This is a genomic window from Pseudomonas sp. KT_2_4 (genome assembly GCF_041410225.1).
In the GTDB taxonomy this organism is placed as follows: domain Bacteria; phylum Pseudomonadota; class Gammaproteobacteria; order Pseudomonadales; family Pseudomonadaceae; genus Aquipseudomonas; species Aquipseudomonas paracarnis.
In genome coordinates this window covers 422017-439958 of record NZ_CP166962.1, presented here as the reverse complement: position 1 = coordinate 439958, position 17942 = coordinate 422017, and the positions used below count along the sequence as shown (strand labels likewise).

Below are 17942 nucleotides of genomic sequence, written 5' to 3'. Positions count from 1 at the left end.
TCGCATACCGGTACGCCTCGGTATCGTGCAGTGGTTCGAGCAAATGGAAAAACCGCTCATGCCCCGGCTCATCGGCCAGTTGTTGCCATAACTGCCGCCTGGGGACGGCCAGGTCCTGCGGTGGTCGCTGTACTTGTCGCCAATGGCAAAATACACACAGCCTGTCAGCCTGATTTTCATCAGGCTCATTCCCGCACATAACCTGAAGTCGCTGCCGGTTGCTTGTCAACGAAGCGCTGGGTGGGTAGATCAGACATTCGGTCATTCCTGTGATTGGGAATGACAGAACATCACCCTCCAGACGCTGCTCGGTGGTGAATATATACGGTGCAGGGTCGTTAGCACCGCAACTGATAGGCTCGCGGTAATCACCTACCGCACCCGCAATGACCAAATGCGATTTCCTGTGCCGGACCGATTCCCGGTCCGCTGGGCCGGCAGCTCAGAACAACCGGTTTTACACAGGAAACGGATTTCGTCATGCCCGAACCCATTACACCCGCGTCAACCCTGGCCTTTCGCCAATTACCCGCCCAGGCCGTACATGCGCGTTTCGCCACCCGCCCAGCCCTGTATTCAGTGCTATTGAACGCCCTGCGCGAGCGTATTCTGGAACGCTACCCGTCGTTGAAGCTGGACTGGCAGACGGTCAAACTGGCAAGCCCTCAGCCATCCGGCGGTTACGCCTATCCTGCATTGATGGAAGTGGCTATCGCCCATGTGCTGAACCCGCGGACGCTTGACCTGCACTCCGTGCGCGAGCGTCCCTACTTCCTCACCCAGACGCCACCCGAAGTGATCAAGCCCGAGGGCCTGCCGGGGCTCGACATGCAAGTCATCGCACAGATCATCGACGAGCTGCCAGCCTCGCTTTATCTGTACATGCAGCATGAGCTGGCCGACTATTGGAGCCAGGTTGACGAGCATGGCAACAGTCGCTGGCAGTGGCTCAGCGAGTTCCTCAACGGTCGGATGACCGCCGCGGCGGCGGGTCCTTCAACCCTGACCGACACGCAGCGTGACATGTTGGCGGTGGTCGCCGCCTGGCCGGCACAACGTGAGCGCCTGCCCCGCTCCTCACCGGCCACCTATGTGTATTTCATAGAAACCACGCTCGCCGACGCCGGCAAAACCGTGCGCGTACTCACCCCAGATCTGCTGCTGGTACGTGAAAAACAGCTGCTGCTGTACAGCGTGGCCGGCAAGATCGACGCGTTCGACTCACTGGCGGCGTTCAGCCAGGCCTGGGGCGCGAAGATGCAGGAGCAGTTCCGATGCGACAGCCTGACCTGGCGGCGCAACGAGCCGGTCGCCAATGTGTTTGAGCAACAGGCGGGGCTGATCCTCAATACACACCTGGAAGATCTGGAGACCCTGTCCTTCCAGGGTCAAGACGAAAAAACCCTTGAGCAGCACCTGGAGAAGATCACCGATCCGGCACGCTATTTCACCGACGTCCCGATCGTCGCTGCCGAACGGCTCGATGCCGTGAGCCAGCGACTGCCGGCATGGCTCGCACAAGCCAGCAGCGCTGATCGATTTGCCTACCACCGCCATCTGCAGGACATGGCGCAGGTGCTGCAAAAAAACCAGGGCCGCGCGTTCAACGAAGGCGTTGAAAACATCCACACGTTCAGCCGGGCCGCGCTACGCAAGCAGATGCAGGCTGATCACGGCGACGTCGACCCCGATGCCGTGCTGTTGGATTTCACTGTGGCCGCCGGTTATCCAGGGGGAGCCGGAATTGTCGAGCATGTGCGCATGTCGCTGACGGAACTGGCTCTGAAGAACCTCGCTGGCAAGCCCTCTGGCACGCTGAAGCTATCCTCCAGCACGACAACACCGTTGCCAGGCTGGTTGAACGAAGATTACCTGTTGGGCAGCAGCGGCCTGATCCAGCGCGTTGATATTGGCACTACCTACCCTGAAGCTCTCAAAGAGCTGTTGTTATCCGACACCGCCGATGCCCAGCGCAGGGAGTCGCTGTTTACTCGTGAACTCAAGGTTCATCTGCCGATGCAGGCACTGGAATACAAGATCCGCCAGCAACACGGCATGACCGTCACCGGTTATCGGTACGTCAAGGCGCTGATGGCGCAAATGCCCGCCGACAGAGTGGTTGATGGCCAGGAAATCGTCTTGCGCCCGCTGGCTCTGTGCCGCAAAGCCGGGGCTTCGCCGGATCAGGCAAACAACATGTTCATCATCGAGCCACGCGATATCAGTGCGGGTCCACATTTGCTGTATCGACCGTTGTATGCCGACGCCCTGCATCAATACCCCAGCCGCCAGGCGCTGTTGGAGGCCATTGCCCAGCCAGGCGAGTTGCAAAACAGCGTGCTGGACTGGTTATCGGAGAAAGCCCGCCCCATCTATGCCCACGGCGGTATCAAGGAACCGCACATCATTCGTTTCCTGCCCGGCGATGAATACAGCCTGGCCGAGAAACCCGCCCCGGCGACCCTGGCGGTTGATGAGGGTGCCGGTGAATGGCTGCAATCGCAGGTCAACGGCCAGCTGCTTAGTCATCTGTTCGGCAGTACAGCGCGGGCGCTGGTCGATTTGGCGGACCGTGAATCAATCTCCAACACCGAAAGCCGCTGGGCCGTCTTGATGGAAGGTGCGTGGTTGCTGTTCAACACCTTGTTGCTGCCGCTGGTACGCGGCCCAGCCATGTTGGCGGGCTGGTTTCTGGTGCTGGTCGCCAGCCTGGAGCAGGATCTGGCGGGGTTGGACAGCATGGACCCGATTACGCGTGAATCGGCATTGATCGATCTGCTGCTCAATACCGCCATGGTGTTGCTGCATGGCGCATCCGCGTCTGGCACGCCGTTACTGGAAGCTGATACAGAGGCCCGTGGTTTGCGACTGGCAGCCTGGCGCCGTGCCCCGGGCACGCCGGAAGCGGAACAACTGCCAGCGATACGCGAGGGCGTGGTGTCGCTGCCCGGTGAGCCGCCGGCGACGGGTGATACGGTGCTGGACTTCAGCCGGTCCCTGGCCAGCCCTCAAGCCAGTGAACGGCTCAGAGCGATGCTCGATATTCAGGTGCCCTGGCCCTCGTCACTGCCGGCCCCGCAAGCGAGCGGTGCACTCAAGGGCCTCTACCGCATTGACGGCGTCTGGCACGCCAGCCTTGGCGGGCTGCTGTTCCAAGTCAGCGTGACACCGGGGTTCGGCGAGGTCTACCTGGTGCACCCCAAACATCCTCAACATCCAGGCTTCAGGCTGATAAGCGACGGCCAAGGACATTGGCGCCTTGACCGCCACGCGAGGCTCAACGGCGGCATGCCCCGTGACCGATTGAGTACCTGGCAAAAGGAACGTGCCGAACGCCTGCGGACTCTGAATTCAGAGCTCACTGCGCTCAACGCCACGATGTTTTCCTTGATGGGTGCCTCTTTTACCTCTGAAAGAGCCCTGACGATCGCCCGTACCAATCTGGTCGAACAGAGTAAGAACCTGCGCAAGGATTGGTTGCTGCTGGCCAGTTCCAAGAGCATTCCGAAACTGCACGCCGAAGTGGTCAAGCGTCATGAGCAACGCCGCATTGCAACCGCACAGGCCAGGATCCAGTGGGATATTGCCCTGGACAACCAGCGCCGACACGGGCTACCCGTTGTCGAACTGATGAAAAAAATCCAGGCCAAGGCCAACGAGCTGATGAGCCTGGACAGGACTGACCCGGCCCACGAGCGCGCGCGGGACAGGGCCATCAAAACCCTTTACAGCTTCTGGGGCGGGCTTTATGAGTCTCTCTCCCAACGAATGTCAGACACCCTTGAGACCGAGCGCGGCGAAAGTTATGACGAGCTGAATGCGCGCACTAAGCAGGAGTTGCCCAATGACATCACCGACGCCTACGACGACTACATCAACCTGCAGAAACGCCAGGTCCACGCGCTCGAACACATGATCGAGCCCGCAGAAAAAATCGAGACGCTGCTCAAGGAAGCTACCCCGGCAACACGTCAGTTTTTACTGCAAGACAGACCCACCGATCAAAACATCCACTCAGTGATCATCAAGCAACATGCGCTGCTGGTGTTTATCGACTTGGTATTAAACCGTGCGCACGGCTCAAGGGAGCTGGCGGAGTATCCTTTCGTCAGTGAACTGACCGACCCACGCACGGCAACCAGCCTGTCGGCGCATACGGAAATGATGACGACCAGCGGCTACTCGACCCTAGAGCAGATCGATGTACTCAAGAGTGTCCTGGAGCGCTATGAGCAATTGGAAAACGCCGTCAACTCATTGACTGAAATGGGTTCAGGGTTTATTCGCGAAGAATATCGCGAGCCCTTCCTGCAACATCTGGCCCAAGCCCGCAGCAGCCTTGAAACCCAACTGGCCCATTCGATTCTGGTCGAGGAGGGTTTTGCCCCTGTCACGCCCCCCGACAGCGCCACGCGACTCAAAGCCTCGAGTCGCAGAGTCATCACCACCCGCGACAGGAGGACCCTGGTAGGAGACTTGCGTGTCGGCCAGCCGGATGCGCCAGGCAATTTCGTCGATATCAAAGACCCGCTGACCGGCAAGACGCTCGCCACCTACCTTGAACACGCCAGTGAGGGGTTCTGGAATGTCGTAGAGCCAGCCCGCGCCGCACCGCCTGCTGAGGTGGCGCTTAAGCGCCCACTGAGGGCAATAGAGGCACAGGCACAAACGGTCAAAGACGAGCGCGCGGGAATTGATCGCAGTATTCATTTTCAACAACGCAAACTCAACGACCCCAGCCGACTGGAAAGCCTGGCCCCCCATGAATGGGATGTCATGCTGACGCAACATGCGCAAAAATTCACAACCCTGGCTGAAGAACTCAAGCGCGACCATGCCACAGACGCCCGTGCCACCGAGCTGATCGACCGTTACCAGGAAGAGGCCGCCGCCGCCACCCGGCAAGCACGCGAGGCATGCAGCCTCGGTTACAAGTTGCAGCGCCCCAGGGCAGCCCATGTGGCCTATTTATGGCGACACGGTTTTGTCGACATCAACCTGGTCCGCAGCCGTGTCCCGTTAAAAGCGGGGGACTACCTGACCGAGTATGCGATACGCGATAAAAGCAAAATCAGGGAAGGCAAACAAGGCGAGGATGCCGTGCTGTGGTACGCCCACTTCCACTACGCGACGGCCGACAAGCCGCCTGCCAGCCCTGACTTCGGGCATCTGAAAACCAAAGCTGAACGGCTGTATACCCGCAAGGACCTGATCGAGCGGGCACGTGCCGACAACCGGGCCGTGGTCAACCTGGAGAAAGCCGAGATCAAGCCGCCGCTGGACCAACAGCTATTCCTGGGTCTGGAGGTACTCAGCCCAAGATAAGCCGTAACCGATTGTCTATGCTCTGTACGATGACCCCGTTGACGAGGGCTGTATGGACGACCCAATCGATAACAAGCCGCCGACCTTCTGGCAGATGCTGCACAGCGTGATGGCGGCGGCTTTTGGTGTGCAAAGCGGCAAGAACCGCGCCCGCGATTTTACCCACGGCAAGCCTAGCCATTTCGTGATCCTGGGTATTGTGTTCACGGCGGTGTTTGCCTTGACCCTGTTTGGCATCGTCAAGCTGGTGCTGCACCTGGCCGGGGTTTAACGCAGCAACAGTTGCAGGCTGAATGGGTAACGGTAGGATGCGGGCTTGCCCACCGCTGACAATGCGCGAAAATCCACCGATGGCAGGGGGCCCGATAGCCGGCGTGCCTGGGCGGAGTCGATCAACTGGAACAACGCTTGCTGGCGGTTGCGACCGCCACGGGCGCCGATATCGACACCCTTGGCCTCATCATGGATCAACACCATTGCCCAGCCGCCCAGGGTGAAGTGCCCCGCCACCAGCGTACTCAGGCGCCCGTCCAGGCGTGCTGCAAGGATCTGCGGCGAACTGTTGACCGCACTGAACAACACATCCTTGCCCGGTACCCGACCGCTGTCTTGCAGGGCCTGCATGGCGCCCAATGCCATCTCATCATTGGCCGACCACACCAGGGCCGATTGTGGATAGCGCTTGAGCATCTGCGTGGCTTGTTCGTAGGCGCGCTGGCGGTTCCATTCACCGTAGACCAACTGGCGCAGGCGCACTTGCGGATGTTCGGCCAGGGCGCGGCGCAGGCCCTGTTCACGCAACTGCGCCGCCGGTGTGGTCTTGGCACCGGAAAATGCCAGCAGGTCCAGCGTTGCGCCAGAAGCTATCGGCCCGTGTTGGCGCAACAAGTCGGTCAACATCAGGTAGCCGGCCTGCTCGTCGTCCGCGACCATGCTGCCGATCAACCGGGTGTCGTGGTAGGCGTCCAAGAGCTGCGTCTGGTCGGGCGTCAGGGCGTTGTTGACGATCAGTAATTTCACCCCGCTGCCCTGGGCCATGCGCATGATTTGCGGGGCAACGTATTGCTCATTCACCAGCACCAGGTAATCAGGTCGTTCAGTGCCCAGCAATGCCTCTCGCGCATGGGCCAGGGTGACTTGGTTGTCACGCTCGGAATAGCGCACACGCAAATCCAGGCCGAGGTCCTTGGCGCCGGCCTGCATGAATTGCGCATAACTGACCCAGAAGGTTTCCGAAGACCGGCCAGGGTTGAGAAACACCACCGACGCAGCCTGGGCGATTGCCCCGTACGCCGACCCCAGCAACCACACACACGCCATCAGAACCTTCAACATGGTTGTCTGAACCTTGAACATAGAGCGCCATGATAGTGGCAATTAGATATTCAATCGAGGTTCAATCAACCCGCTGCTTTACTGGTGGCTAACCCAGAACACGGCGGTTCCCACCACCAGGATGATCAAAAATAAAATGGCCCAGGCATCCACGGTACTGTCGGGTTTACGGGCTTTGGTGGAATTGCTCATCGCATCGCCTCTTGTCGGTTTTATAGGTGACTGCACTAAGACTCGATCACAGTAAAGACCAGAGTTTTCCCTATGACAAATGTGGGTATGGCGATAACGGTTCTCATTAGTCAGTTTGGTTATTTACATATACCCAAACATCACTTTTGCGCATATACGCAAACTGGTATCGTGCGCCGGCTCCGTTGGGAGTGCGCGGCCGTGCGCGCAGATTTGCCGAGAACAGGACCTATATGTACGTATACGACGAATACGATCAGCGCATCATCGAGGACCGCGTCAAGCAGTTCCGTGATCAGACCCGACGCTACTTAGCAGGTGAACTGAGCGAAGAAGAGTTCCGCCCTCTGCGCCTGCAAAATGGCCTTTATGTGCAGCGCTTTGCGCCGATGCTGAGGGTGGCCGTGCCCTATGGCCAACTGACGTCGCGCCAGACGCGAATGATGGCCAAGATCGCCCGCGACTTCGACAAAGGCTATGCCCACATCAGCACCCGCCAGAATGTGCAGTTCAACTGGCCGGCCCTGGAAGATGTGCCGGACATCCTGGCTGAACTGGCTACCGTGCAGATGCACGCCATTCAGACCAGCGGTAACTGCCTGCGCAACGTGACCACCGACCAATTTGCCGGCGTCGCTGCCGACGAGTTGATCGACCCGCGGCCGTGGTGTGAAATCGTGCGTCAGTGGACCACCTTCCACCCCGAATTCGCCTACCTGCCGCGCAAGTTCAAGATCGCCATCAATGGCTCGACCTCGGACCGTGCCGCCATCGAAGTGCACGACATCGGCCTGGAGCCGGTGTACAACGCCGCCGGCGAGCTGGGTTTTCGCGTATTGGTCGGCGGTGGCCTGGGCCGTACCCCGGTGGTCGGCGCCTTTATCAACGAGTTCCTGCCGTGGCAGGACCTGCTGAGCTACCTCGACGCCATCCTGCGGGTTTACAACCGCTACGGTCGTCGCGACAACAAGTACAAGGCCCGGATCAAGATCCTGGTCAAGGCGCTGACCCCTGAGGTGTTTGCCCAGAAAGTCGACGCCGAAATGGAACACCTGCGCGGCGGCCAGACCACCCTGACCGAAGCCGAAGTGCACCGCGTCGCCAAACACTTCGTCGACCCTGAGTACAAGGCCCTGAGCAATCAGGACGCCGAGCTGGCCGCACTCGACCAGCAACACCCAGGTTTCGCCCGCTGGCGCACGCGCAACACCCTGGCGCACAAGAAGCCCGGCTACGTGGCAGTGACCCTGTCGCTCAAACCCACCGGCGTTGCCCCTGGCGACATCACCGACAAGCAACTGGACGCGGTCGCCGACCTGGCTGAGCGCTACAGCTTTGGCCAACTGCGCACCTCCCACGAGCAGAACATCATTCTTGCGGACGTTGAACAAAGCCAATTGTTCACCCTGTGGGGCGAACTGCGCGAAGGCGGCTTTGCTACGCCGAACATCGGCCTGCTGACCGATATCATCTGCTGCCCGGGCGGCGACTTCTGCTCCCTGGCCAACGCCAAGTCGATCCCGATTGCCGAGTCGATCCAACGCCGTTTCGACGACCTGGATTACCTGTTCGACATCGGCGAGCTGGACCTTAACATCTCCGGTTGCATGAACGCCTGTGGCCACCACCACGTCGGCCACATCGGCATCCTGGGCGTGGACAAGAAAGGCGAAGAATTCTACCAAGTGTCCCTGGGTGGCAGCGCCAGCCGCGATGCGAGCCTGGGCAAGATCCTCGGCCCATCCTTCGCCCAGGAAGCCATGCCAGAGGTGATCGGCAAGCTGATCGACGTGTATATCGAACAGCGTACCGAAGATGAGCGCTTCATCGACACCTACCAGCGCATCGGCATCGACCTGTTCAAGGAGCGTGTCTATGCAGCGAATCATTAAGAACAACGCAGTCGTCGACGAAACCTGGCACCTGCTGCCCAAGGACGCGAGCTTCGACGGCATCTCCAACTGCGACGACCTGATCGTGCCGCTGGCACTGTGGCGCGAGCACGGCCATGCCCTCAAGGCCCGCGATGGCGGCCTGGGCGTGTGGCTGGACGCCGATGAAGAAGCCGAAGAAATCGGTGATGACGTGCAGCATTTTCAGGTCATCGCCCTTAACTTCCCGGCCTTCACCGACGGGCGCAACTACTCCAATGCCCGCCTGCTGCGTGACCGTTATGGCTACAAGGGTGAACTGCGGGCCATTGGCGACGTGCTGCGTGACCAACTGTTCTACCTGCACCGCTGCGGGTTCGATGCCTTCGCCTTGCGCGCGGACAAAGACCCGTACGAAGCGCTGGAAAGCCTCAAGGATTTCTCGGTGACCTATCAAGCGGCCACCGATGAACCTTTGCCGCTGTTCCGCCGCCGCTGACACTCTGTAGGAGCGAGGGGAACGCCTCGCTCCTGCCGTTCCATCGCCCGTCAATCCTGTGTGATCGACTCCCGCTTGACATTAAAGTTAACTTTAAGCTTAGCCTGAGACCTCCCCTGCTCAGGAGTTAACCCATGTCACCGTTCGAATCGCTGCAACTGCCTAACGGCCAAGTCATCGCCAACCGCATCGGCAAGGCCGCGATGGAAGAGAACATGGCGGACCTGCATCAGGCACCGTCCAAAGCCTTGAAGCAGCTGTACAAGACCTGGGCCGACGGCGAGCCCGGCCTGCTGCTGACCGGTAATGTGATGATCGACCGCCGCGCCATGACCGGCCCTGGTGGTGTCGCTCTGGAAAACGAGCAACACCTGGCCAGTTTTCGTGAATGGGCCGACGTAGCCCGGGCCAAAGGTGTGCACTTCTGGGTACAGCTCAGCCATCCGGGCCGTCAGACCATGGCCAACCTCGGTCAACAAGCGTTGGCCCCCTCGGCTATTGCGCTGGATGTGGGCAGTTTTTCCAAGATGTTCGCCAAACCCAAGGCCATGACCGAAGACGACATCCAGGACGTCATCAAGCGCTTCGCCACCAGCGCCCGCCTGGCCGAGCAAGCCGGGTTCACCGGCGTACAGATCCACGGCGCCCATGGTTATTTGTTGAGCCAATTTCTCTCGCCCTTGAGCAACCATCGCACCGACCGCTGGGGCGGCCCCTTGGAAAACCGCGCACGCCTGTTGCTGGAGGTCGTCCGTGCCGTACGTGCCAGCGTCAGCCCTTCATTTTGTGTGTCGGTAAAGCTCAATTCCGCAGACTTCCAGCGCGGCGGCTTCGATGAGACCGATGCGCGCGCAGTAGTGGAGATGCTCAATACACTGCCGATCGATTTGCTTGAGTTGTCCGGCGGCAGCTATGAAGCGCCGGCCATGCAAGGTGAGGCGCGGGACGGCCGCACCTTGGCCCGTGAAGCCTACTTTTTGGATTTCGCCACACAAATGGCGAGCATCGCCACCATGCCACTGATGGTGACCGGAGGTATTCGCCGCTTGCCGGTGGTTCAGCAAGTATTGGACAGCGGCATCGCCATGGCCGGCATCGCCACCGCCCTGACCCTGGAGCCGCAACTGATCAAACAGTGGCGTGAAGGTCGCGACCTCAACCCACAACTGCGGCCCATGGAATGGAAGCGCAAACCCCTGGCCGCCCTCGCCACCCTCGCCGTGGTGCGCGACCAGATGCGCCGTCTGAGCCGCGGCCGCCTGCCCAACCCCAACGTTGCGCCCTGGCTGGCATTGGCCTGTGACCAGTGGTTTATCGCGCGGCGTACGCGGCAATACCGCGCAAGCATGACGCAATCTTCACATTAAAGGCGGAGCATTCGCCGTGATTGAACTGTCCCCTACTGATCAGCAGTTTTTCAACCTCACTGACGATTGGAGTTCCTCATGGCGAAAATCAACCTGGCCCAGCAGTTGGCGACCACCCTGGAACAAGCGGGTATCAAGCGTATCTGGGGGCTCACCGGCGACAGCCTCAATGGCCTGACCGACGCCCTGCGCAGCATGGACAGCATCGAGTGGATGCATGTGCGCCACGAGGAGGTCGCCGCCTTCGCTGCCGGTGCCGAAGCGGCGGCCACCGGCGAGTTGACGGTGTGCGCCGGCAGTTGCGGGCCGGGCAACCTGCATTTGATCAATGGTTTGTTCGATTGCCATCGCAACCATGTGCCGGTGCTGGCGATTGCCGCGCAGATTCCGTCATCGGAGGTTGGCCTGAATTACTTTCAGGAAACCCATCCCCAGGAACTGTTCAAGGAGTGCAGCCATTTTATCGAGCTGGTGAGCAACCCCGAGCAGATGCCCCATGTCCTGCACCGTGCCATGCGTTCGGCGATTCTTAACCGAGGCGTGGCGGTGGTGGTGATTCCGGGGGATGTGTCGCTGCTGGAGGTGGAAGATAAGCTCAAGCCGTGGCCGGCCTTGCACGCACCGCGCACCCTGCCGGTTGAGCAGGACTTGCAGCGCCTCACCGACATGCTCCAGAGCAGCGAGAAAGTCACTCTGCTGTGTGGCAGCGGCTGTGCCGGTGCCCACGATCAAGTGGTGGCGCTGGCCGACGCCCTCGGCGCGCCGGTGGTGCACGCACTGAGGGGCAAGGAGCATGTGGAGTGGGATAACCCGTTCGACGTCGGCATGACCGGCCTGATCGGTTTTAGCTCCGGCTACCACGCCATGCTCGATTGCGACACCTTGGTCATGCTCGGCACCGACTTCCCTTATCGCCAGTTCTACCCGACCGACGCCAGGATCATCCAGGTGGACCGCAACCCCCAAGCCCTGGGGCGTCGTGCGACCCTGGATCTGGGCATCGCCGCCGACGTCAGTGAAACCATCGCCGCGCTGTTGCCGCGCCTGACCCGCAAGACCGATCGCAGCTTCCTCGAGACCTCCTTGAAGCACTACGAAAAAGCCCGCCAAGGCCTGGATGACCTGGCGCAACCGTCCAAGGCCGGCCGGCCGATCCATCCCCAGTATGTGGCGCGCTTGCTCAGCGAGCTGGCCGATGATGATGCGATCTTTACTGCCGATGTCGGCTCACCCACCGTGTGGGCGGCGCGTTATCTGAAGATGAACGGCAAGCGCCGGCTGATCGGCTCGTTCAACCATGGCTCGATGGCCAACGCCATGCCTCAGGCTATCGGCGCCCAGGCGGCATTCCCTGAACGGCAGGTGATCTCGATGTCTGGGGACGGTGGTTTCACCATGTTGATGGGGGATTTCATTTCCCTGGCGCAACTGCAATTGCCGGTCAAACTCGTGGTGTTCAACAATTCGTCCCTGGGCTTCGTCGCCATGGAGATGAAGGCTGCGGGTTACCTGGACACCGGCACCGAGCTGAAAAACCCGGACTTCGCGGCCATGTCCAATGCCATGGGCATTTTGGGCATACGTGTGGAGCAATCCGAAGACCTGGAGCCGGCACTGCGCCGAGCCCTGGCCCACGATGGCCCGGTGTTGGTGGATGTGGTGACCGCGACACAGGAACTGGTGATGCCGCCGAGCATCAAGCTGGAACAGGCCAAGGGGTTCAGCCTGTACATGCTCAAGGCGGTGATGAGCGGGCGTGGCGATGAGGTTATCGAACTGGCACGCACCAACTGGTTGCGATAACCCCATTGTGGGAGCGGGCTTGCTCGCTCCCACATTTGAGCGCATTGCCAAATCAATCCTTCTGTTTTTCTACCCACTTACCGTAGGCATCGATGAATGCCTGCAGGAACGGCTTGGTCTTTTCCGACACCTTCCCCGCCTCATCGAACACATTGCCCGCCCCGCCCAGGTAGGCTTCCGGCTGTTGCATGCACCACACATCCAGGAACACCAGGGACTGGCGCAAATGGTGGTTGGCGCCAAAACCGCCAATGGCACCCGGCGACACGCTGATGATCGCCCCGGGCTTGCCACTCCAGGCGCTTTGCCCGTATGGGCGCGAGCCCACGTCAATGGCATTTTTCAAGGCCGCCGGCACGGAGCGGTTGTATTCGGGGGTGACGAACAGCACCGCGTCGGATGAACTCACTTGTTTGCGAAAAGTACTGTAGGCTGCGGGCGGTGTTGCACCGTCGATGTCCTCGTTGTAGAGCGGCAAGTCGCCGATTTCAACAATGTTCAACTTGAGATTGGCAGGGGCCAGTTCGGCCAGGGCCAGGGCGACCTTGCGGTTGATCGACTCTTTTCTCAAGCTGCCCACCAGGACGGCAATCGTGTAGACCTTGCTCATTGAGGTTTCCCGACTTCTGAATAAAGGAGCTTGTAGTTATAGAGGCTTCGCGGCGCGTTCACCAGAGGGTTGTGCGGATTCCCTCGACGTTTTCCTTGCAAGCACTTGCGTAGGAAGCGTCTGAAAATATCAGCGAATAGTATTTTTTTCTTATAGGTAAACTACCCCGCTCCCTGACGGTCTACAGAACCGCAAATCGAGTGTTTATCTCCAGAGGTTCTAAACAGATGGCTGCAGTACTTGTTGGACAGTTTCATGCCAGAGACGCGGAAGGCCGCGTTTATTCGGTGCATGAGTTTCAGGAATCCAACCCGGCGCAAGGCGACCTGGCCGGATCGACGCCCACCACGACCTACAAGCTGGCCATTGGCGACCGTGTAGAAAAGCTGGAAGGTGATGAATTCAAACTGATCCAGTCGGGCACCATTCTCGTGCGCGAGTCCGAAACCACTCTGGCATCGTAAGCGCTTGCCTTGTTCACCTGCTCAGTCCTGGGGGCTGGGCTGGGGACGTTCATGGGCGGCGGATCTGCGTCATCTCTATGCCCTGTTCGTCTTGCTTGAGCGTCACCAGCACCTGGCCGTGCTCCCCTTGCACGGTAAACATCGAGCGCTTGTAACCTGCTGCGTTGTACGCGGGGTAAGCCTCCACCTCCCTGATCAGGCTGATCCCCACGACTGCGCCCACCTGCTCGCCCACCTGTTGCTGGGAGCGAATAAAGGCTTCCAGTGCGAGATTGTCCGGCGTCGGTTCATCCTGATGATTGAAGAAGTAAGCCGCCAGGCCTCCCACGGTCACCAGGACCACGAGTTGCTTGGCCGTTACCCCGAAGAAAGTCGAGGGTAGAGGCATATGAGACCAGACCTGTTTTTTATTTTAAGTACCGGCAAACCGGCAGGGGTCGTTGCTGATCAGACCCGCCATTCTAATGGGGTCCTGGCTGAGCGCCATAGGCCGGGACGACCCCGGCAGTCTTTTTTGCGCACGAAGGCCTGCGCCATTGAATCCCCTGCGCACTGCACATAGACTCCGGCCATGCGTTTACGTCATATCGAAGTGATTCAGGCCATCTTGCAGACCGGCCACCTCGGCACCGCCGCCGAGTGGTTGCAACTCCCCGTGGGCGATGTAGACGCCACCCTCAAGGATGCCGAGCAGCAACTGGGCTTCATGCTGTTCGCCAGCGTGCGCGGGCGCTTGCAGGCCACGCGGGAAACCCTGGAGTTGCAGGCACAAATCACAACTCTGTATGAAGCCCTGGAGCCGTTGCAACGCCTTGCCAGCCGCTTGAAACACCATCATGCTCCGCCCCTGCGCGCCCTCTGCACACCGCCGTTGGCCAACCAACTGTTGCCGCAGAGCATTGCCGCGCTGCGTCGACGCTTCCAGGACATGCCGTGTAACCTGTCGAGCCGGCCAGTTGGCCAGATCATCAACAGCCTGCTGTTGCATGAAGCCGATGTGGGCCTGAGCCTGCATGACCCAGAACACCCCCATATCCAGAGCACGGTGCTGGCCCAAGGCAAATTGCAGTTGCTGGCCCCCCATGGCTGGCTCAAGCCCAAGCAAAAGTACATTGCGCTGCAGGAGTTGGCCGGCCAATCGTTGATCGGCCTTGAAGGCCATGATCCGCTCAGCCGTTTGCTGGACGCCAAGCTGCATGCCCTGCGGCCGGTGCCCGTGGTGCAGACGCGCGTACAAACCTACCCGATGATGCGCGGCCTGGTAGAAGCCGGGGAAGGCCTGGCGATTGTCGACCCGTTCACCGCCTTGGGTGCACGCGAGTCCGGGCTTGATGCGTGCCCGGTGTCACCACCGATAGTGGTCAGCCTGTATGCGCTGACCTTGAAAGACGCTGCGGCCTCCCCTGCATTGAATGCGCTGCTGGAGATCGTCATCCAGAAAGCCGAAAGCCTGCTTGGTAACGACACCAAGCCCCTGTAGGAGGTCAGACCGCCTCCACTTGCGCCTTGAACAACCGATACCAGAAAATCGCGACCTCGCGGGTTTGCGGGTCAATCCCGCGATAACGCAGTTGATCGATGCCGCCCATTACATAGCCACAACGCTCATACAGGCGACAGGCGCCGAGGTTGTTGTTCTGGGTCTCAAGCATCATGCCCGGCAGGTTCTTCTTGCGAGCCCAGAACTGCGCCACGTCCAACAACGACTTGGCCACGCCATGTCGACGCGCCGGTAACGCCACAGCCAACTCGTCAACATGGGCGAAACCGTTCCAGTTGGTGCTGACCACGATATGCCCCACTGCGCGGTCATCCAGGTACGCCATGAAGATCGAGCTGTCGGCGGCGTCACGAAAACTGGCGAATTCTTCCGGGTCGATGCCATAGCACTTGCGGTACGGCAGCACTTTTTCCACCGGCCATTGTTCGACGCGCTGGCCCATTTGCGGCACCCCATAGGCGCTGACTTCAAAGCTGAAATCGTTGCCCCACACATAGGCGTCAAAACCTTCGTCGGCGACTCGCACACTGAGCCCTGGATACTTCGGGTTCATCACAGCTTGCATAAACTTCCTTAACCCTTGATGCAATCGACGGTGTAACGACGGCCAGTGCCGTCATCTTCGTGTTGCAGCCCATGCACATCCGCGACAAAACCGGGGAAACTGCTATCGAACGTGCGGGCAAATGCCAGGTAATCGATGATTGAACGGGTTGACTCGGTGAAGCGTTCGCCGGGCATGATCAGGGGTATGCCCGGCGGGTAAGGCACCAGCATCACGGCGGCGATGCGTCCGGCCAAGGCATCGATGCAGACCGCCTCCACCTCGCCCCTGACCAGTTGGTCGTAGGCATCGGCGGGTTTCATCGCGATTTGCGGTAATACCGTATACATACGTTTGAGGTGCCTGGCCGTGGCATTGCTACGGTAACAGCTGTGCAACTGGTCGCAAAGGTCGCGCAGCCCCAGGCCTTGATAACGCGCCGGGCCTTGGGCATACACCGACGGCAAGCAACTGGCCAGGCTGACATTGGCATCGTAGCTACGCTTGAACTCCAGCAACTCAGTGAGCAAGGTGCTCCATTTGCCTTTGGTAATGCCCATGGAAAACAGCACGAGGAACGAATACAGCCCAGTCTTCTCCACTACCAGACCGCGCTCCCAGAGGAACTTGCTGACCACTGCGGCGGGAATCCCGCAATCGCTCAAGGCCCCTCCGGCGTTGAGGCCAGGCATCACCAGCGTGACTTTGATCGGGTCCAGCAATACGTAGTCTTCGACCACGTCGCCAAAGCCATGCCATTCATCCCCAGGGTGCAACAACCAATCCGCCGTGGCGACCCGGTCGATGCCCGCGACCGAGGGTGGCTGCCAGATAGAGAACCACCAGTCTTGGGCCGCTATATGCTGGCGCAAGTTGGCCAGGGCACGGCGAAAACTCAAGGCCTCGTCGAACATTTCCTGAAGCAGCGAGCGTCCGGCCGGGCCCTCCATCATTGCCGAGGCCACATCCAGCGACGCGATGATGCTGTATTGCGGCGAGGTGGAGATATGCATCATGAAGGCTTCATTGAAGCGGTCACGGTCCAGTTGCCTTGCGCCGCCGTCCTGCACGTGGATCATCGACGCCTGGCTGAATGCCGCCAGCAACTTATGCGTACTGTGGGTGGTGAACACCAAGGGGCTGTCCGGCGTGCGCGAGGTGCCCATGCCATAGCGCCCGGCGAAGAACTCGTGAAAGGCAGCATAGGCATACCAGGCCTCATCAAAGTGCAGCACCTCGACACTGTTGCCCAGTTGCTGCTTGATCAGTTCGGCGTTGTAACACAGGCCGTCATAGGTGGAGTTGGTCACCACCGCCAATTTCACTTTCGGTGGTCGCCCACGGGTCAAGGGGCTGGCGTCGATCTTGGCGCGGATCGACTCAGGGCTGAATTCGCTCAGGGGGATAGGGCCGATGATCCCCAGCTCGTTGCGCTCCGGGCACAGGTACAGCGGGATCGCGCCGGTCATGATGATCGAATGCAACACCGACTTGTGGCAATTGCGGTCCACTAGCACCAGGTCATCGCGCCCCACCATGGAATGCCAGACGATCTTGTTGGCGGTGGACGTGCCGTTGATCACGAAGAACGTATGGTCGGCGCCAAAGTTGCGCGCGGCGCGGGCCTCGGCTTCGGCCAAAGGCCCGGTGTGATCGAGCAGCGAGCCCAGTTCGGGCACCGACACCGACAAGTCAGAGCGCAGGGTGTTTTCCCCAAAGAACTGATGAAAGGCCTGCCCCACCGGGCTTTTGCGATAGGCCACGCCACCGCCATGACCGGGGGTGTGCCAGGAATAATTGGAGTCGGCGGTGTGTTGCACCAGCGCCTTGAAGAACGGCGGCAACAGGCCATCCAGGTACGTGCGTGCGGCGCGGGCGACCTGGCGCGCCAGAAACGGCACGGTGTCTTCGAACAGATATAGGATGCCGCGCAGTTGGTTGAGCTCGCTCATGGCATCGGCGGGCGCGTTTTCCAAGGTGACTTGCTCGCCCAACGCAAAGATCGGCAGGTTGGGTGCACGCAGCCGCGCCAGGCGAATCAGCTCAACCATGTTTTGCAACAGATGGGTGTTTTCCCCAGCGCCTTCGGCGGCGATCAGCATGCAGGCCAGGCCGTGATGGGTAGCGGCCACTAGCCGCCCCTCGGCGTAGTCCACCGCAGAAAAAATACTGAAGCCCTCCTGTTCCAACTCCCTGGCGATGCCTCGAACCCGGTCACCGGCAACGGTGTCGGCCTTGATGTCACGGTGCACGATCAGAACGGGGAACTTCAGGTCTTTGTACATGAGCACTCTTACTCCGGAGGCTTTGCACAAAGGGTAGAAGCTGGAAGCAGATGTGGCGAATGAAGATTTCACAGGTGGTCGAGAGGTATCTACATAAGTCGCGAGGGAGCTTGCTCCCGTGACGGCCCGCCTGCCGGGCCATACCT

Annotated in this window: 13 protein-coding genes; 8 read left to right on the top strand and 5 right to left on the bottom strand. The window is 60.1% G+C overall.

Going from position 1 to position 17942, the window contains the following annotated elements; genetic code table 11:
- The first annotated feature begins 480 nt into the window (after positions 1-480).
- Both AB9N64_RS02010 and AB9N64_RS02005 read left to right on the top strand, forming a co-directional pair.
- Complete coding sequence (locus AB9N64_RS02010; protein ID WP_371359924.1) at positions 481-5325, top strand: dermonecrotic toxin domain-containing protein; 4845 nt, start codon at positions 481-483, stop codon at positions 5323-5325.
- Between the two features lie 52 nt (positions 5326-5377).
- Positions 5378-5596 carry a DUF2970 domain-containing protein gene (locus AB9N64_RS02005; protein ID WP_014718269.1) on the top strand — a complete coding sequence of 73 codons (219 nt, stop codon included), beginning with the start codon at positions 5378-5380 and terminating at the stop codon, positions 5594-5596.
- Here AB9N64_RS02005 and AB9N64_RS02000 read toward each other — a convergent pair.
- Positions 5593-6660, bottom strand: coding sequence for an ABC transporter substrate-binding protein (locus AB9N64_RS02000; RefSeq protein WP_014718268.1), 1068 nt, complete (start codon positions 6658-6660; stop codon positions 5593-5595). The two genes, AB9N64_RS02005 and AB9N64_RS02000, sit on opposite strands and share 4 nt — an antisense overlap.
- A gap of 425 nt (positions 6661-7085) precedes the next feature.
- Here AB9N64_RS02000 and AB9N64_RS01995 point away from each other — a divergent pair, with 425 nt between their 5' ends.
- The 4 genes from AB9N64_RS01995 to poxB all read left to right on the top strand — a co-directional run bounded on the left by AB9N64_RS01995 (position 7086) and on the right by poxB (position 12392).
- Positions 7086-8744 carry a nitrite/sulfite reductase gene (locus tag AB9N64_RS01995; protein ID WP_003190712.1) on the top strand — a complete coding sequence of 553 codons (1659 nt, stop codon included), beginning with the start codon at positions 7086-7088 and terminating at the stop codon, positions 8742-8744.
- On the top strand, positions 8728-9222 hold the full coding sequence (locus tag AB9N64_RS01990) for a DUF934 domain-containing protein (protein ID WP_003190711.1): 495 nt from the start codon (positions 8728-8730) through the stop codon (positions 9220-9222). Before AB9N64_RS01995 ends, AB9N64_RS01990 begins: the two co-directional genes overlap by 17 nt.
- 134 nt (positions 9223-9356) lie before the next feature.
- Complete coding sequence (locus tag AB9N64_RS01985) at positions 9357-10589, top strand: NADH:flavin oxidoreductase/NADH oxidase family protein (protein WP_073452308.1); 1233 nt, start codon at positions 9357-9359, stop codon at positions 10587-10589.
- A gap of 78 nt (positions 10590-10667) precedes the next feature.
- Positions 10668-12392 carry a ubiquinone-dependent pyruvate dehydrogenase gene (gene poxB / locus AB9N64_RS01980; protein WP_371359922.1) on the top strand — a complete coding sequence of 575 codons (1725 nt, stop codon included), beginning with the start codon at positions 10668-10670 and terminating at the stop codon, positions 12390-12392.
- A 52-nt stretch (positions 12393-12444) separates the two neighbouring features.
- Here the strand turns inward: poxB and AB9N64_RS01975 are convergent, their stop codons facing one another.
- On the bottom strand, positions 12445-13002 hold the full coding sequence (locus tag AB9N64_RS01975; protein WP_032903539.1) for an NADPH-dependent FMN reductase: 558 nt from the start codon (positions 13000-13002) through the stop codon (positions 12445-12447).
- A gap of 227 nt (positions 13003-13229) precedes the next feature.
- Between AB9N64_RS01975 and AB9N64_RS01970 the strand changes: the two genes are divergently transcribed.
- Positions 13230-13466, top strand: a complete 237-nt coding sequence (locus AB9N64_RS01970) for a hypothetical protein (protein WP_032874044.1) — start codon at positions 13230-13232, stop codon at positions 13464-13466.
- 49 nt (positions 13467-13515) lie between these two features.
- Here AB9N64_RS01970 and AB9N64_RS01965 read toward each other — a convergent pair whose 3' ends face one another.
- A complete protein-coding gene (locus AB9N64_RS01965; protein ID WP_020301563.1) occupies positions 13516-13854 on the bottom strand; it encodes a hypothetical protein in 339 nt (112 codons plus the stop codon).
- 183 nt (positions 13855-14037) lie between these two features.
- Here AB9N64_RS01965 and AB9N64_RS01960 point away from each other — a divergent pair, with 183 nt between their 5' ends.
- Positions 14038-14946: a LysR substrate-binding domain-containing protein gene (locus tag AB9N64_RS01960; RefSeq protein ID WP_014718261.1), complete on the top strand. Its 909-nt coding sequence runs from the start codon at positions 14038-14040 to the stop codon at positions 14944-14946.
- A gap of 4 nt (positions 14947-14950) precedes the next feature.
- Here AB9N64_RS01960 and AB9N64_RS01955 read toward each other — a convergent pair whose 3' ends face one another.
- On the bottom strand, positions 14951-15520 hold the full coding sequence (locus AB9N64_RS01955; protein ID WP_019820276.1) for a GNAT family N-acetyltransferase: 570 nt from the start codon (positions 15518-15520) through the stop codon (positions 14951-14953).
- A 20-nt stretch (positions 15521-15540) separates the two neighbouring features.
- Positions 15541-17796 carry an Orn/Lys/Arg decarboxylase N-terminal domain-containing protein gene (locus AB9N64_RS01950; RefSeq protein WP_072434487.1) on the bottom strand — a complete coding sequence of 752 codons (2256 nt, stop codon included), beginning with the start codon at positions 17794-17796 and terminating at the stop codon, positions 15541-15543.
- Positions 17797-17942: the final 146 nt, after the last annotated feature.

Excerpts from the sequence above, each read along its gene's own strand:
- AB9N64_RS01950 (WP_072434487.1), bottom strand. The coding sequence starts at position 17,796 with ATGTACAAAGACCTGAAGTTCCCCGTTCTGATCGTGCACCGTGACATC.
- AB9N64_RS02010 (WP_371359924.1), top strand. The coding sequence starts at position 481 with ATGCCCGAACCCATTACACCCGCGTCAACCCTGGCCTTTCGCCAATTA.
- AB9N64_RS01985 (WP_073452308.1), top strand. The coding sequence starts at position 9,357 with ATGTCACCGTTCGAATCGCTGCAACTGCCTAACGGCCAAGTCATCGCC.
- AB9N64_RS01990 (WP_003190711.1), top strand. The coding sequence starts at position 8,728 with ATGCAGCGAATCATTAAGAACAACGCAGTCGTCGACGAAACCTGGCAC.
- AB9N64_RS01995 (WP_003190712.1), top strand. The coding sequence starts at position 7,086 with ATGTACGTATACGACGAATACGATCAGCGCATCATCGAGGACCGCGTC.
- AB9N64_RS02000 (WP_014718268.1), bottom strand. The coding sequence starts at position 6,660 with ATGTTGAAGGTTCTGATGGCGTGTGTGTGGTTGCTGGGGTCGGCGTAC.
- AB9N64_RS01955 (WP_019820276.1), bottom strand. The coding sequence starts at position 15,520 with ATGAACCCGAAGTATCCAGGGCTCAGTGTGCGAGTCGCCGACGAAGGT.
- AB9N64_RS01970 (WP_032874044.1), top strand. The coding sequence starts at position 13,230 with ATGGCTGCAGTACTTGTTGGACAGTTTCATGCCAGAGACGCGGAAGGC.
- AB9N64_RS01960 (WP_014718261.1), top strand. The coding sequence starts at position 14,038 with ATGCGTTTACGTCATATCGAAGTGATTCAGGCCATCTTGCAGACCGGC.
- poxB (WP_371359922.1), top strand. The coding sequence starts at position 10,668 with ATGGCGAAAATCAACCTGGCCCAGCAGTTGGCGACCACCCTGGAACAA.
- AB9N64_RS02005 (WP_014718269.1), top strand. The coding sequence starts at position 5,378 with ATGGACGACCCAATCGATAACAAGCCGCCGACCTTCTGGCAGATGCTG.
- AB9N64_RS01975 (WP_032903539.1), bottom strand. The coding sequence starts at position 13,002 with ATGAGCAAGGTCTACACGATTGCCGTCCTGGTGGGCAGCTTGAGAAAA.
- AB9N64_RS01965 (WP_020301563.1), bottom strand. The coding sequence starts at position 13,854 with ATGCCTCTACCCTCGACTTTCTTCGGGGTAACGGCCAAGCAACTCGTG.